Here is a 14,616-nt window from a genome sequence, read left to right as displayed (position 1 = left end):
TCCCGCTATCCGGCGGCACCCGACCCGGTCATGACCGTCAGTATCTCGAACAGCATCTGACCGCCGACCTGCGCCGTATTGGTGGTCGCATCATATTGCGGGGCCACCTCCACCACGTCGCCACCGACGATGTCCAGCCCGTCGAGGCCGCGGAAGATCTGCTGCACCTCCCGCGGGGTCAGGCCGCCGACCTCCGGCGTGCCGGTGCCGGGGGCGAAGCCCGGGTCGATGCCGTCGATGTCGAAGGTGACATAGACCGGGCCGTCACCGACGACCTGCCGTGCCGCCTCGATCACCGCCGGAATGCCCTGCTCCATCACCTTCTCGATGTGGAAGACGGTCATGCCGGCATCCTGCGAGAACTCCCAGATATATTCGGACGCGCCGCGAATGCCGATCTGGATGCAGCGTTCCGGGTCCAGCACGCCGTCAAGCACCGCCATGCGGAACGGGCCGCCATGATGGAACTTGCTGTGGTCGAACTCCCCGCCCGTGTCGCAATGGGCGTCGATGTGGATCATGCCCAGCGGGCGGTCGCGCCCCAGCGCCTTCATGATCGGGTAGGTGATGGAATGGTCCCCGCCCACCGACAGGGGCCGCACACCGGCATCACGGACGGTGCCGTAATAGGCCTCGATATCCTCCATCGCCATGTCGAGGCTGAAGCGGCTGCGGAACGGCACGTCGCCGACGTCCCCGACCTTTGCCTCCAGGAACGGCGCGCGGGCCAGGATATGGTGCCAGGGGCCGATCCGCTCGATCGTGCGCAGCGCGCGCGGCCCGAAGCGGGCACCGGGGCGGTTGGTGACACCCAGATCCATGGGCACCCCGATCAGCGCGATGTCCAGCCCCTCCAGCCCCTCGACCGCAGGGGCACCGAGGAAGGTCGGAATACCGGCGAAGGGCGCATGGCGTCGCCCGCCATCCTCGAACTGTGAATCCGTGATGGCACGATAGCGTTCGTCGTAGGTGGTGCCGGGTTCGGTATCGCCGTACCGGGCGCGCAGCCGCTTCAGGTTTTCCTGATCCATCTCACCCGGTCTCCAATCTGCTGCTCTTGTCACGTGGCCTGTTCCATCCTCTCCCCACCCGGCCACCCACGGGAGTATCCTTATCGGGTGGCCGGGTGGGGAGAGGGATGGAACAGGCCGAAGACGACTCCGCTACCTGCCGCTGAATGCCGGGGCGCGGCGTTCAATGAAATGCGCCACACCCTCCTTGAAATCCTCCGAGTCGAAGCTGCCCGGCATCTCCGAATTCGCCGTCAGGGTGGCGTGTTCCAGCGACTGCAGCATGGCCTTGTAGACCTGCGACTTCATCACCCGGATGGAGCGTGGCGAGACCATGGTGGCCAGTTCATCGGCATAGGCATGGCACTGGTCGGCGAAGTCCTTCATCTCGATCACCCGGTTGACCAGCCCCATCGAATGCGCCTCGGCCGCCCCGAACTTCCGCCCCGACAGCAGCAGGTCCAGCGCATTGGCATGGCCCACCAGCATCGGCAGCATCCAGGAAATGCCATGCTCCGCGATCAGGCCACGGCGGGAAAAGGCGGTGGTGAAGACGGCCGCGTCGGAGGCGAAACGCATGTCGCAATAGAGCGCCATGACCATGCCCAGCCCGGCACAGGGGCCGTTGATCGCGCCCAGCACCGGCTTCGGCACCGTCGGGAAATAGCTGTAGCGCATGGTATAGTCCGTCGGCAGGTCCAGCCCGCCCGGAATGGCATTGTTCACCGCGCTGAGCGACTGGATGCGGGACTTCGCCGAGGCGGCCTCGTCCTGGATGTCGCCCAGCAGGTTCATGTCCGCCCCGGCGCAGAATCCGCGACCGGCGCCGGTCAGCACGATGGCGCGCACGGCATCATCGTTCGACGCCTCCATCATGGCCTCGCGCACCTCCCCCTCCATCTTCCGGGTCCAGGCATTGAGCTGGTCCGGGCGGTTGAGCGTGATGGTGGCAACCGCACCGTTGCGGTCATAGAGCACTTCCGAAAGGTTCATGGTCCCCTCCCCAGGATGACATCGCCGACAGGTGCCGACGCATTGACTGGCCACAGGATAGCGCCATGGTAGGAAATGGTCATCAGGGAGGATGCTGCGATGCCCGGTTCGATTCGCCCTTTCACGGTTCATGTCTCCGATGAGGACATCGCCGATGTGCAGGCGCGGTTGCGCGCCACGCGCTGGCCGCGTGAGGAGCCGCAGGGCGCGCCCTGGGCCTATGGCGCCGACATGGCCCATGTGCGCGACCTCTGCCGTCACTGGGCGGAGGATTTCGACTGGCGCGCGGTGGAGCAGCAGATCAACCGCTTCCACAATTTCCACGCCACCATCGACGGGCAGGACATCCATTTCATCTGGGAGACCGGATCGGGCAGCAACCGCCTCCCCCTGGTCCTGACCCATGGCTGGCCCGGCTCCGTCGTCGAGTTCCTGGAAGTGATCGAACCGCTGGCCCACCCGGAGCGCTTCGGCGGCCAGGCGGAGGACGGCTTCGACGTGATCGTCCCCAGCCTGCCGGGCTATGGTTTCAGCGCCGCGCCGCCGAAGCCGGTGGACTGCCGCGAGACCGCTCGGCTGTGGCGGCACCTGATGGTCGACGTGCTGGGCGTGGACCGCTTCATGGCACAGGGCGGCGACTGGGGCAGCCTGGTCACCTCATGGCTCGGGCTGGCGCATTCGGATGTCTGCTGCGGCATTCACCAGAACATGTGGATCCCCCGCCCCGCCACCATCGACCCCGCGCCGGATGCGGAGGAAAAGGCCTGGCTGAAACAGCGCCAGGGCGACCTGCGCTTCGAGACCGCCTATCAGGCCATCCAGTCCACCAAGCCGCAGACCCTCAGCTATGGCCTGACCGACTCGCCCGCCGGACTGGCCGCCTGGATCACGGAGAAATTCCAGACCTGGGGCGACACCCATGGCGACCTGCACAGCCGTTTCAGCGCCGACCGGCTGCTCGCCAACATCGCGCTCTACTGGCACACGGGCACCATCAACAGCTCCACCTGGATGTATACCTCCATCGTGGAGAGCGACAATTTCCTGGTGCCGGACGGCCAGCGGATCACGGTGCCGGTGGGCGTGGCGAAGTTCCCCGGCGACAGCTTCTCCATGCCGCCGCGCCAGTGGGTGGAACGCATGGCCAACGTGGTGCACTGGACCGAGATGCCGGCCGGCGGCCACTTCGCCGCCATGGAGGAACCCGAAGCCTTCATCGACGACATCCGCGCCTTCGCCCGGATGATCCGGTAGCCATGCGATTTCGCCCGGACCAGAGAAATCCGGAGTGACCCCGGTCCGGCCGACCCGGAGAATCCATGTCGCGCGAGATGAATTCGCTTTCCCCGCGCGATGTGGTGCCATTCCGTGCCCTTTCGGCTGCAAGTGCGCGCGATTCCCGCGCATCATCGGAGTTCATGCAGTGCAGGCGGGTCTGCATACCGGTTGAGGGGGGACGACTTTGGGGTCTGCGACTGGGTCAGGGCAGAAGCTGTTCTATGGCTGGATCATTGTCGGTGCCAGCTTCGTGGGCACCTTCTTCGCCTTCGGCATTGCCTATTCCTTCGGTCCGTTCTTCCCTGCCATCGAGGCGGCTTTCGATGCCAGCCGCTCCGACGTCGCCCTGGTTTCCGCCATCGCCGGGGGGTTGCTGTTCAGCCTGGGCGCGGTGAGCGGCCCTCTGGCCGACCGCCTCGGCCCCGCAGTGGTCGCGGCAACCGGCATGGCCCTTGTTGCGGCAGGACTGATCGCCGCGGCGCAGGCGGCCACCCTCTGGCAGATCTACATCGCCTACGGGCTCGGCGTCGGCGTCGGCGCGGGCTGCATCTACGTTCCGGTGATCAGCGCATTGCAGCGCTGGTTCGTGCGCCGTCGCGGCCTTGCCTCCGGCCTGGCCGTCATGGGCGTGGGGGCGGGCACGCTTGTGACCCCGCCGGTCGCCAACTGGCTGGTCCAGGAGCATGGCTGGCGGGATGCCATGACCTGGCTGGGAATAGGCGTGGGTGTCATCGGCCTCCTCGCCATGCTGCTGTTGCGCCACTCACCGGAGAGGTACGGGCTGAACCCGGACGGAGGCGCACCACCCTCATCGGAGGCCCCGCCAGGTCCGGCCTCGACCCTGCGCGAAGCCATCGGGACCCCCGAGTTCTGGCTGCTCAGCGGTGCGGGCCTCACCATCTCGTTCTCGCTCTTCATGCCCCTGGTCCACTTGGTGCCCTACGTCCTCGACCAGAGCATGACCGAGGCCACGGGTGCCTGGCTGCTCAGCCTGATCGGTGTCTCCAGCATCGGGGGACGTTTCCTCGTCGGCATTCTCGCTGACCGGTTCGGACGGCTGCGCACCCTGACGGGCGTCTATCTGGGGCTCGCCGTGATGATGGCCTTCTGGCATTTCGCCGTGGAGGTCTGGGCGCTCGGCTTCTTCGCCGTGATCTTCGGCACACTCTACGGCGGCTTCGCACCGCTCATGCCTGCCATTCTGGCGGACATCTTCGGGGTTCGGCATCTGGGCGGCATTCTGGGCGTCAACTATTCCGCCTCCGGGCTTGGCGTGCTCGGCGGACCGACACTGGCGGGGCTGATCTTCGACATGACGGGGGGCTATGGTCCGGCGATTGTCTTCGCCGTCCTGAGCCTGCTCCTCGGCGCCGCCTTCCTGCTCGCGGTCGGCGCGCGGTCTCGGGCAGCAGAAGTTGCCTCCCGTCAACCGGAGTGAATGACTGCCGGTTTGCGATGCCCGAGCCTCGTCCGCGTCGCTCCAGGCGCGAAGCAAGAGATGCCAGATAACAGATGATCCATGATCGCCGATTGGCGCTCCTGCTCCGGCGTGCTGAAATGGCGACGGGGAGGACAGAGACACATGACCTACGAACAGATCGAATACCGGACCGAAGGCAATGTCGGGATCCTGACACTGAACCGGCCGGAGAAACTGAACGCCTGGACCTACCGGATGCGGGAGGAGATGCATGACGCCATCACCTCCGCGAACAATGATCCCGCAATCGGCGCGGTCATCGTGACCGGCGCGGGCCGGGGGTTCTGCTCCGGTGCCGACATGAAGGACACGTTCCGGGCCCGGATGGAGCAGGCGGAATCCGGCACCAAGCCGTCGGCACCGATCCAGTGGGTGAAGTTCGTGCGCGATTCCAAGCCCCTGATCGCCGCGGTCAACGGCGTCGCCGTAGGCGTCGGCCTGAGCCAGATCCTGTCCTTCGATGTCATCCTGATCGCCCGTTCCGCCAGGGTCGCCGTGCCCTTCGTGAAGGTCGGCGTCGTGCCGGAGCTGGCCAGTTCGCACTTCCTGGTACAGCGCATGGGCTTCGGCGCGGCCAGTGAGTTCGCGCTGACCGGCCGCTTCATGAACGGCGAGGAGGCCGCCGCCAGCGGTCTCGCCAACAGGGTCGTGGAGGATGCGGACCTGATGGCAGAGGCCATGGAACTGGCCAACGCCATCGCCGCCAACCCCGACCGGCACCTGGCCTGGACAAAGGAACTGCTGACGCAGAACGGCTCCGAGACCGACCTGGAACTGGTGCAGGCGCGGGAGCAGGCGCGACTGAAGGAAGCCTATGAAAGCGCCGAGCACAAGGAAGCCGTCGATGCCTTCCTGAACAAGCGCAAGCCGAAGTTCAGGTAACGACCGGATGCCCCGATCCGGATCGGGTCGCTGCCCGCTCCTCAAGCGGGCGGTGTCGCCTCCGGCCCGGCGATCTGCATGGCCCGGCGATAGGCGGGTCGGGCGCTGATGCGCTGGAAATAGGCGTTCGTGTTCGGCAGGTCGTCGAGGGTCCGCCCCCCCGAGGCAAGGATGTTGCCGAAATTGTAGACGACCATCATGTCCGCGCAGGTGAAGTCGTCGCCTGCCAGATGCTCGTGCTTCGCCAGTGTCTGCTCCAGATAGTCGTAATAGCCCGACCAGCGCCGCCGCAGCAGTTCCTTCACCACCGGCGTCGCCTCGCCCGTCGGGTTCGCACCCATGGCAAGCTGGGCAAAGAACAGGCCCAGCGCATTGTTGTTGAACTGCATCCAGTAGAGATAGTCGAAATAGTTCGGCTGGTCGGGGTTCACGGTGAACCGGCCCCCGGCATGCGTACGGCAGACATATTCCAGCACCACCGCCGATTCCGTCAGCACGCGACCGTCATCCTCGATCACCGGCGCGGTCGCCGCCGGATGCAGCGCGAAGTAGTCGTCAGGCATCAGCCGGTTGGCCTTCCGGTGGTACCATTTCAGGTCATAGGGCAGCCCGAGTTCCTCCATCAGCCAGACCACGCGGTCGGACTGCGAAACGCCGAGATGATGGATGGTGATCAACTGACTCTCCCCTGATTTCCTTTGCATCTGCCTCTGATGATAGACCGTTCCGAGGTTGGATTGCAGCGCTCTGACGGCGACAGGTGATTGCGCAAGGGCCGCGCCTGGCTGATAAGCTGTCGGCATCTGCAATGCCTGCCCCCGCCTTCCGGAGTCTCCATGGAAATCACCACCGCCCTTCTGCCGCTGGCCGCCATCCTGGTCGGCACCGGATGTGTCGCCGGGGTGCTGGCGGGGCTGCTGGATGTCGGCGGCGGCATCGTGGTGGTGCCGGTGCTCTACACCATGCTGGGGCAGTTGGAGATCGATCCCTCCGTCAAGATGCATGTGGCGGTGGGGACGTCGCTGGCCAGCATCGTACTGACCTACATCGGTTCGGCGCGGGCGCATCACCGGCGCGGGGCGGTTGATGTGGACCTGCTGAAACGCTGGGGGCCGTTCATCCTTGCCGGGTCGGTCGCGGGGGTGCTGATCGCCAGCTTCATCAGCGGCGCGACCCTGACCCTGGTCTTCGCCGTGGTGGCGCTGGTCGTAGCCGCCTACATGGCCTTCACCCCGGCGGATTTCCGCCTGCGGGAGAGGCTGCCGGGAGGACCGGCAGGGGCCGCAACCGGCTTCGCCATCGGCGGTACCTCGGCGATGATGGGGATCGGCGGCGGCACCCTCTGCGTGCCCTATTTCAACCTGTTCGGCTATCCGGCGCACCGCGCGGTGGGCACGGCGGCGGCGATCGGCCTGATCATCGCGTTGCCCGGCGCCATTGGCTTCATCATCTCCGGCTGGGGCGTCCCTGCCTTGCCGCAAGCCAGCGCCGGGCACGTCAACCTGCTGGGCCTGCTGCTGATCGCCCCCTTCGCCAGCCTGACCGCGCCGCTGGGCGCCCGCATCGCCCACAGCCTGAAACCCCGCACACTGAAGCTTGCCTTCGCCCTGTTCCTGCTGCTCACTGCCATCCGGATGCTGGCGTAGATCGTTCCATCAGACGATGGAATCGCACCGGCCCGCGCCATCGGAGACGAGCAAGGATCCCGGCAGGATGAGAGATATCGCCAACCGCAACCTGCGGAAGTCGCTGACGATCCGCCACATGCGCGTCATCGCGGCCCTGGCGGAGCTGAAGATCGTCTCCCGGGTTGCCGACGAACTGATGGTCACCCAGCCGGCGATTTCGAAGCAGATCGCAGAGCTGGAACGCATCGTCGGTGCCCCTATCGTGACCCGCGACCGCAAGCGGCTTCACCTCACGGCAATCGGGCTGAGACTGGCGGAACATGCCCGCATGGTGCTCAGCCAGATCGACCGGGCGGCGTTCGATGTCGAGGCCATGTCGAGCGGTGTCAGTGGCGCGGTCTCTGTCGGCGTGGTCGCATCCGTGGGCCCGATCATCCTGCCTGACGCCCTTGCACTGCTGAAGCGCAGCGCCCCCGAAACATCGGTTTCGCTCATCGAGGGGCATTTCGTTTCCCTGTACCCGCAGCTTGAATCCGGCGTCATGGACCTGCTCATCGCCCGGGTCTGGCAACCGCAGGAACTGCCCGGAATCGAACAGAGCGTGCTGTTCAGCGAACCGGTTGTCGTAGTTGCGGGAAGTGATCATCCGCTCGCCGAGCAGGACGCACTCGACTGGAAGCAGGCCATCGGCTGGCCGTGGATCCTGCCCCAGGCCAACTCGGTCGCGCGAAGGGCCTTCGATGCCCTGTTTGCCGAAAACGGGCTCGTCACACCAACGAACACGATCGCTTCCGTGTCGCTGGCCCTGAATCTGGAGATCATGCGCAAGATGCCCGCGATTGGCCTGTTTCCGGAGAGTATCGCGCGGGTGCACAGTGCGCGCCGCGATATCGTGGTGCTGCCGCTCGACACCCACGGCCTCCTGTCCGAAGCGCGCTGTTTCTGGCGGCGGGATCAGACGTCCACCAACAGCACGCTCGCGTTGCTCCTCAAATGCCTCGAACAGACCCTGCCTGCCGCCTGATTTTATTCCCATTGGTTATGTTTGCATGGGAAGAATTCAGTATTCTGTCTGGATTTGCGGCGATATTTATACCCTTGACTAATTGTTGCAAGGGGAATGGCAACGCGGTGCTGCCGCGGTGCGATCATGGTCACGATGGCGAACACCAGGCTGACGGAATACACAGCGGTTCAGATGCTTGCCGGTTTCGCGGCAGGCAGCCTGACGCCCAATGCGGTGCTTGAGGCCTGTCTCAGCCGGATCTCCGAAGCCAATCCCAGGATCAATGCCCTGACCGCCTTCGACACGGAACGCGCCGTGGCCGAGGCCGATGCATCCACCCGCCGCTGGCAGGCGGGTACCCCTCGCGGGATCCTCGACGGGCTGCCGATCGGGGTGAAGGACCTGCAGGACACGGAGGGGCTGCTGACCACCTATGGCAGCCTTCGGATGCGCGATCACGTGCCCACGGCGGACCTGCTGATGGTCGCGAGACTGCGAAAGGCGGGCGCCATCGTTCTCGCCAAGACCAACGTTCCGGAGATGGGTGCCGGTGGCAATTCCCGCAATCCGGTCTGGGGGGCGACAGGGAATCCGTTCAACCCGAACCTCATTGCCGGTGGCTCCTCCGGCGGTTCCGCGGCGGCCCTGGCGGCGGACATGCTGCCGCTCTGCACCGGCTCCGACACGGGCGGATCGCTGCGGCTTCCGGCGGCACTGTGTGGCATCGTCGGGTATCGCCCCTCGGCGGACGTGATCGCCCATCCGGCCCGCCCCCTCGGCTGGTCCGGCATATCGGTCCTGGGTCCGATGGCCCGTGATGTGGACGATCTGGTTCTCATGCTGCGTGCCTGCCACGGCCATGATGCCGACGACCCGTTGTCATCACCTGCCGATCCGGCACGCTTCGACATCAGCCTCGGGCTGCAGACCGGCGTGATCGACGGCTACCTGAACTCCCCGTTCGTGCCGGTCATGTTCGGGCAGACGGATTTCGTGAAGAACTTCTCCGACGCCGGCGTGATCATTCCGATCCGCGCGATCATTGCCTCCAAGCAGTGGTACGACGGTCTGTCCGATGCGGAGCGGGCCACTGTGAACGACGCCGTCGCGAAGGCCAACGCCGCGACGCAGGCCTGGCTGGACAAGGCCTCGGTTGTCGCCCTGACCACGCTGGAGGATGCCGGTGTGACGGTCCAGCGGCTTTCCGAAGAAGAGAAGGAAGCCTTCCGCGAGCTCTCGCAGCCGGTCTACCGGTCCGGCCTGCTGCCCGAGGCTGATGTCGAAACCTGGTTGGCCGTGGCCAACAAGACCCGCTGAGACGGAGCCGGTCGGACCCGCGGCATGACTGCCGCGGGTCCGACCACTCACTCCACAGACTGGAAAGCCGACCCATGCGAAGCCTGATCCTGTCGCTCAGTTCCGGCCTGCATGCCGTGGCACGACGTGTCGCCGTGTTCATGGTCTGCGGCATGTTCGTCACGGTGATGATCCAGGTGATCGCGCGCTACGGCTTCTCCTCGCCGCCGACCTGGACCGAGGATGTGGCCCGCTACATGATGGTCTGGACCGGACTGCTGGGCGCGACCCTGTCCTTCAAGACCCGGGCCGACGCGGTTCTGATGCAGAGCGTGTTTCCGCCCAGACCACATCTTCTCGGCTTGCTGGCCGAGGCCGTGCAGAGCGCGGCCGTGATCGCCTTCATCGCACCCGTCGTCTGGTTCTGCTTCATCGGCCTGCGCGGCGGCTTTGCCAAGGGATACCTGGCCCGCCAGGCCGGTCTGACCGCCGATACGCTGGGGATCCCGATGGTCTGGATCGCGGTGATCGTCCCGATCGCCATGATCGTCATCCTCATCCATCTGGTCGCGCGGTGGCTCGACCCGGACGACTCTCCGTCTGCTGACGCGCAGGACGTGTCCCAACTCGACTAGACCTTGCCGCTGCCGCCTACCCCGGATGCTCGGCAATGGCCTGCAGGAAGGCGGCAGCGAACTTCTCCACCTTGCTGGCGCCGACGCCATGGGTCTCGGCGAAAGATTCCACATCGCGCGGGCGGCGGGCGGCGAGTTCGATCAGGGTGGCATCGTGGAAGATGACATAGGGCGGCACACCACGTTCCCGGGCCAGTTCCAGCCGCACCTGCTTCAGGCTCTGCAACAGGTCCTGCCCGGCCTCGTCCAGCGCGGTCTCGGCGGGCTTGCGGGTCTTGCGGCTGCTCTTCCCGCGCCCCGATGAGGCCGTCAGGATGTCGGTGCGCAGGCGCAGCGTCTCCTGCCCCATCAGCAGGCCGTGCCCCAGCCGCGTCACCGTCAGGCCGCCGAAACGGTCGGCGTCGATCTCCAGGAACCCGGCGGCGACGAGCTGGCGGATGATGGCGCGCCACTCACCGACCTTGCGGTCCTTGCCGATGCCGAAGGTCGGCAGCCGGTCATGCCCGAAGGAGGTGATCTTCGGCGTCGATTTCCCCATCAGGCTGTCGGCGATGTGCACCGCGCCGAACCGCTCCCCCGTGCGCACCACGGTGGACAGCACCTTCTGCCCCAGTTCGGTGCCGTCGATCAGGGTCGGCGGGTCCAGGCAGATGTCGCAGTTGCCGCAAGGCTCCGCCTTCTCCGCGAAGTAGGCGAGCAGCAGCACCCGGCGGCATTCCACCGCCTCGCAGAGGCCGACCAGAGCATCCAGCCGCTGGCGCTCCACCCGTTTCACCATGTCGTCGGCGTCGCTCTGTTCGATGAACTGGCGGCGCATGCGGATGTCGTTCAGGCCGAAGAAAAGCTGTGCCTCCGCCGGGGCGCCGTCCCGACCGGCGCGGCCGATCTCCTGATAATAGGCCTCGATGGTGGCGGGCAGATCGGCGTGGACGACGAAGCGGACGTCGGGCTTGTCGATGCCCATGCCGAAGGCGATGGTGGCGACGACGATGATCCCCGGCTCCGTCATGAAGCGGTCGAGCCAGCGCGCGCGGGTGTCCGGGTCCAGTCCGGCGTGATAGGCCAGCGCATTGTGCCCCGCCGCACACAGGGCCGCCGCCATGTCCTCCGTTCCCTGCCGCGAAAGGCAGTAGACGATGCCGGACTGGCCCTGCCGCTCCGCCACGAAGGCCTCCACCTGCTGTTCGACCTTCGACTTCACGGTGATGCCGAGGCGGATGTTGGGGCGGTCGAATCCGGCGACATGCACCGACGCTGTGCCGCCGAACAGACGCTCGATGATGTCCGTCCGGGTCTCCGCGTCCGCCGTTGCGGTGAAGGCCCCGATGGGAATGTCGGGGAAACGGCTGTGAAGCTGCTCCAGATCCCGGTATTCGGGCCGGAAGCTGTGGCCCCACTGGGAAATGCAGTGCGATTCATCGACCACGAACAGGCCGACGGGCAGATCGGCAAGCGCACGCAGCATGCGCTCCGTCATCAGCCGCTCCGGCGACATGTAGAGCAGGCTGGCCCGTCCGTCCCGGACCTTCAGCCAAGCATCGACGTTCTCCTCCCGGCTGCGGCTGGAGTTGATCGTGACCGCCGCGACACCGGCAAGCTGCAGCGCCGCGACCTGGTTCTCCATCAGCGCCACCAGCGGGGAGACCACAACGGTCAGACCGGGCCGCGCCAGCGCCGGCACCTGGAAGCAGAGCGACTTGCCCGCGCCCGTGGGCATGACCGCCAGCGTGTGCCGTCCCGCGATCAGGTCATCCACCACCGCCTCCTGCCCGGGACGGAAACTGTCGAAGCCGAAGACATCCTTCAGGATGCGGTGCTTCTCGGGCAGGTCTGCGGTGGCGGCGATGCTCATGGCCCTGTCTTGCACGATTCGCGCGACCGCTGCACCTCATGCCGTCCAACAGGCCTGTGCGGACCGGTTGGCTGGTGTAGATTGGCCGCGAACGAGCGGGAGGAGCCGGATCATGCAATCACCCCTGAGCCATGCCGAACAGGACCTGCGCGCCCGCGCACGCGACCTGGCGCAGAGCACCATCGCGCCGCGCGCCGCCGAGGTGGACCGCAGCGAGCAGTACCCCTGGGACAATGTGGCGGCGCTCAAGGACGCCGGTTTCATGGGCATGACCGTGCCGAAGGAACTCGGCGGGCCGGGTCTGAGCTACCTCGACGCCGCGCTGGTGATCGAGGAGATGGCGCGCGTCTGCGGCGTCACCGGGCGCATCGCGGTGGAAGCCAACATGGGCGCGATCTCCGCCATCCTGCAGTATGGCACCGAGGGTCAGCGGAAGATGGCCGCCGACTTCGTGCTGAACGGGGACAAGCCCGCCATCTGCATCACCGAACCTGAGGCCGGCAGCGCGGCGACGGAGATGACGACCACCGCCGTGAAACATGGCGACCGCTATGTGCTGAACGGCAAGAAGCACTGGATCACCGGCGGCGGCGTCTCCCGCCTGCATCTTGTCTTCGCGCGGGTGCTGGACACGCAGGGCTACCGGCTGGGCATCGGCGGCTTCATCGCCATCCGCGATCAGGACGCGGGCCTGAGGATCGGGGAGCGGGAGCCGACCATGGGCCTGCGCGGCATCCCGGAGGCGGAAGTCTTCTTCGAGGATCTGGAACTGGCGGAGGACCGGGTACTGCTGCCGCCCTCCGGTTTCGGGCGTGGCTTTGCCGACCTGATGAATGCCTACAACAGCCAGCGTGTGGGGGCGGGCACCGTGGCGCTGGGGCTGGCCGCCGGGGCCATGGACCTGGCCCGCGACTATGCCATCGACCGCCACCAGTTCGGGCGTCCCATCGCGGAGTTCCAGGGTCTGCAATGGATGCTGGCCGACATGGCGACGCAGGTGGACGCCGCCCGGCTGATGATCCACACCGCCGCGCGGTCACGCGGGCCGGACAACAGCCCCTTCCCCGATCCCTATTCAGCGGCGCAGGCCAAGGTCTTCGCCTCCGAGATGGCGATCAGGGTGACCAACGACGCGCTGCAGGTCTTCGGCGCCAGGGGCTATTCGCGCAACACCCCGGTGGAGCGCATCCTGCGCGACGCCCGCATGTTCACCATCGGCGGCGGCACCGCGCAGATCCTGCGCACCGTCATCGCGTCCCGCCTGCTGGGCATGAAGTTCCCGCAGACAAGGGACGGCTATGTCGGCCGCAACAGCCCGCCGCCTGCCAACGCGGCGGAATGAGGCCCGCCGGGGAAGCCGCTACCCCGCACTCCCCCGCCGCTTCGCGCGCTGGCGGAAGATGGTGAAGATGACAAAGGTCAGGCAGCAGCCGGTCATCACCCACGAGTAGCCGTTGGGATCGTCCAGATCCATGGCGACGCCCGTCATGGAGGGGCCGAGCAGGGAACCGACGCCGTAGAGCACGCCGAATGCCGCGTTCGCTGTCACCAGGTCCGCGCCGGAGAACCGCTCCCCCTGCAGGGCCATGGCGATGGTGTAGAGCGAGGCTCCGGCCCCGCCCCAGATGAACAGGATGCTGTAGCAGAGCCAGAGGTTCTGCACCGTGAAGGGGACGGCCAGTGCACCCACCACGCCGACCGCCCCCAGGATCGTCATCAGCCGGATCTTGTCGTATCGGTCGGCCAGCCAGCCCACCGGCCAGGCAAAGAACATCCCCCCGACCACGACCGCGCTCAGCATGATCAGCGCATCCTGGTCGGCGAGACCGGACCGGCGACCGAAGACGGAGATCATGGAACTGGTCGAGTTCTCGATCATCGCATAGAGCAGGATCGCGCCGACCAGCGTCGGAGCCACCTTCACGTAGGTCAGCACGTTGAAGCTGGGGGTACCGTCGAAGCGCGGTGCGACCACGGGCACGAAGATCATGGGGATCGCCGCCACGAACATGATGGCCGCACCGATGACAAAGGGCGCCCAGCCCTGCACGCCGACGAAACCCAGCAGCACCGGACCGAGCGCAAAGCCGGCGGACAGGGAGATGTTGTAGATCGCCATGACCTGCGCGCGCTGCTCACTGCGTGCGACCTGGTTGATCCAGCTCTCCGACGCGACGAACAGCCCGGCCACCGCAACACCGCTGAGCAGCCGCAGCACCAGCCAGACCGCGTACCAGTCCAGAACCTTGAACAGGATCATGGTGATGCCATTGGCCAGCACGCAGATCACGATGAAACGCCTGGCGCCGAAGCGGGCGATCCATCGTGGCACGAAGGCGGAAGAGAGCAGGATGGCCAGCGGACCCATCGCGCTGTTGATGCCGATGGCGGTACCGCTGAAACCCTTGCCCTCCAGCAGCAGCGCCAGCAGCGGGAAGGTCAGGCCGATGGCCAGAGCCGCAACCGCAATGCACAGGATAGAGATACCCAGTCCGGCCCGCCGCTGACCGTCCGTCAGTTCAGGCCCCGCAGTCATCGGGAACGGGTCATGGCATG

13 protein-coding genes and 1 pseudogene are annotated in these 14,616 nt (G+C 66.3%); 9 read left to right on the top strand and 5 right to left on the bottom strand.

Going from position 1 to position 14,616, the window contains the following annotated elements:
• Positions 1-5: 5 nt before the first annotated feature.
• Both speB and QGV54_RS04205 read right to left on the bottom strand, forming a co-directional pair.
• Positions 6-1,031, bottom strand: coding sequence for an agmatinase (gene speB / locus QGV54_RS04210; RefSeq protein WP_281018101.1), 1,026 nt, complete (start codon positions 1,029-1,031; stop codon positions 6-8).
• A 132-nt stretch (positions 1,032-1,163) separates the two neighbouring features.
• Complete coding sequence (locus QGV54_RS04205; protein WP_281018102.1) at positions 1,164-2,003, bottom strand: enoyl-CoA hydratase; 840 nt, start codon at positions 2,001-2,003, stop codon at positions 1,164-1,166.
• A gap of 99 nt (positions 2,004-2,102) precedes the next feature.
• On the opposite strand from QGV54_RS04205, the gene QGV54_RS04200 reads away from it, so the two are divergent.
• The 3 genes from QGV54_RS04200 to QGV54_RS04190 all read left to right on the top strand — a co-directional run bounded on the left by QGV54_RS04200 (position 2,103) and on the right by QGV54_RS04190 (position 5,643).
• Positions 2,103-3,257: an epoxide hydrolase family protein gene (locus QGV54_RS04200; protein ID WP_281018103.1), complete on the top strand. Its 1,155-nt coding sequence runs from the start codon at positions 2,103-2,105 to the stop codon at positions 3,255-3,257.
• 208 nt (positions 3,258-3,465) lie between these two features.
• Positions 3,466-4,719 (top strand): MFS transporter, encoded by a 1,254-nt coding sequence (locus tag QGV54_RS04195; protein WP_281018104.1) that lies wholly within the window; start codon positions 3,466-3,468, stop codon positions 4,717-4,719.
• A 144-nt stretch (positions 4,720-4,863) separates the two neighbouring features.
• Entirely contained in the window at positions 4,864-5,643 is a 780-nt protein-coding gene (locus QGV54_RS04190) for an enoyl-CoA hydratase/isomerase family protein (protein WP_281018105.1), read from the top strand.
• A gap of 41 nt (positions 5,644-5,684) precedes the next feature.
• Here the strand turns inward: QGV54_RS04190 and QGV54_RS04185 are convergent, their stop codons facing one another.
• Entirely contained in the window at positions 5,685-6,320 is a 636-nt protein-coding gene (locus QGV54_RS04185) for a glutathione S-transferase (protein WP_281018106.1), read from the bottom strand.
• Between the two features lie 159 nt (positions 6,321-6,479).
• On the opposite strand from QGV54_RS04185, the gene QGV54_RS04180 reads away from it, so the two are divergent.
• The 5 genes and pseudogenes from QGV54_RS04180 to QGV54_RS04165 all read left to right on the top strand — a co-directional run bounded on the left by QGV54_RS04180 (position 6,480) and on the right by QGV54_RS04165 (position 10,208).
• Positions 6,480-7,289: a sulfite exporter TauE/SafE family protein gene (locus tag QGV54_RS04180; protein WP_281018107.1), complete on the top strand. Its 810-nt coding sequence runs from the start codon at positions 6,480-6,482 to the stop codon at positions 7,287-7,289.
• Between the two features lie 67 nt (positions 7,290-7,356).
• Positions 7,357-8,295 (top strand): LysR substrate-binding domain-containing protein, encoded by a 939-nt coding sequence (locus tag QGV54_RS04175; RefSeq protein WP_281018108.1) that lies wholly within the window; start codon positions 7,357-7,359, stop codon positions 8,293-8,295.
• 135 nt (positions 8,296-8,430) lie between these two features.
• A pseudogene (locus tag QGV54_RS19820) lies at positions 8,431-9,183 on the top strand (amidase); the annotation flags it as partial.
• Between the two features lie 27 nt (positions 9,184-9,210).
• Positions 9,211-9,594, top strand: a complete 384-nt coding sequence (locus tag QGV54_RS19815) for a hypothetical protein (RefSeq protein ID WP_348638781.1) — start codon at positions 9,211-9,213, stop codon at positions 9,592-9,594.
• A 74-nt stretch (positions 9,595-9,668) separates the two neighbouring features.
• Positions 9,669-10,208 (top strand): TRAP transporter small permease subunit, encoded by a 540-nt coding sequence (locus tag QGV54_RS04165; RefSeq protein ID WP_281018110.1) that lies wholly within the window; start codon positions 9,669-9,671, stop codon positions 10,206-10,208.
• Positions 10,209-10,224: 16 nt separating this feature from the next.
• Here QGV54_RS04165 and recQ read toward each other — a convergent pair whose 3' ends face one another.
• Positions 10,225-12,060, bottom strand: coding sequence for a DNA helicase RecQ (recQ, locus tag QGV54_RS04160; protein WP_281018111.1), 1,836 nt, complete (start codon positions 12,058-12,060; stop codon positions 10,225-10,227).
• Between the two features lie 112 nt (positions 12,061-12,172).
• Here recQ and acdA point away from each other — a divergent pair, with 112 nt between their 5' ends.
• Positions 12,173-13,402 (top strand): 3-sulfinopropanoyl-CoA desulfinase, encoded by a 1,230-nt coding sequence (acdA, locus tag QGV54_RS04155; RefSeq protein ID WP_281018113.1) that lies wholly within the window; start codon positions 12,173-12,175, stop codon positions 13,400-13,402.
• A gap of 18 nt (positions 13,403-13,420) precedes the next feature.
• On the opposite strand, the gene QGV54_RS04150 is transcribed toward acdA, so the two are convergent.
• Positions 13,421-14,596, bottom strand: a complete 1,176-nt coding sequence (locus tag QGV54_RS04150) for an MFS transporter (protein ID WP_281018114.1) — start codon at positions 14,594-14,596, stop codon at positions 13,421-13,423.
• Positions 14,597-14,616 lie beyond the last annotated feature (20 nt).

Source organism: Minwuia sp. IMCC3060 (assembly GCF_029909435.1).
In the GTDB taxonomy this organism is placed as follows: Bacteria; Pseudomonadota; Alphaproteobacteria; order Minwuiales; family Minwuiaceae; genus Minwuia.
Note: the sequence above shows the minus strand (reverse complement) of the source record. Positions and strands in the feature narration are given on the sequence as shown.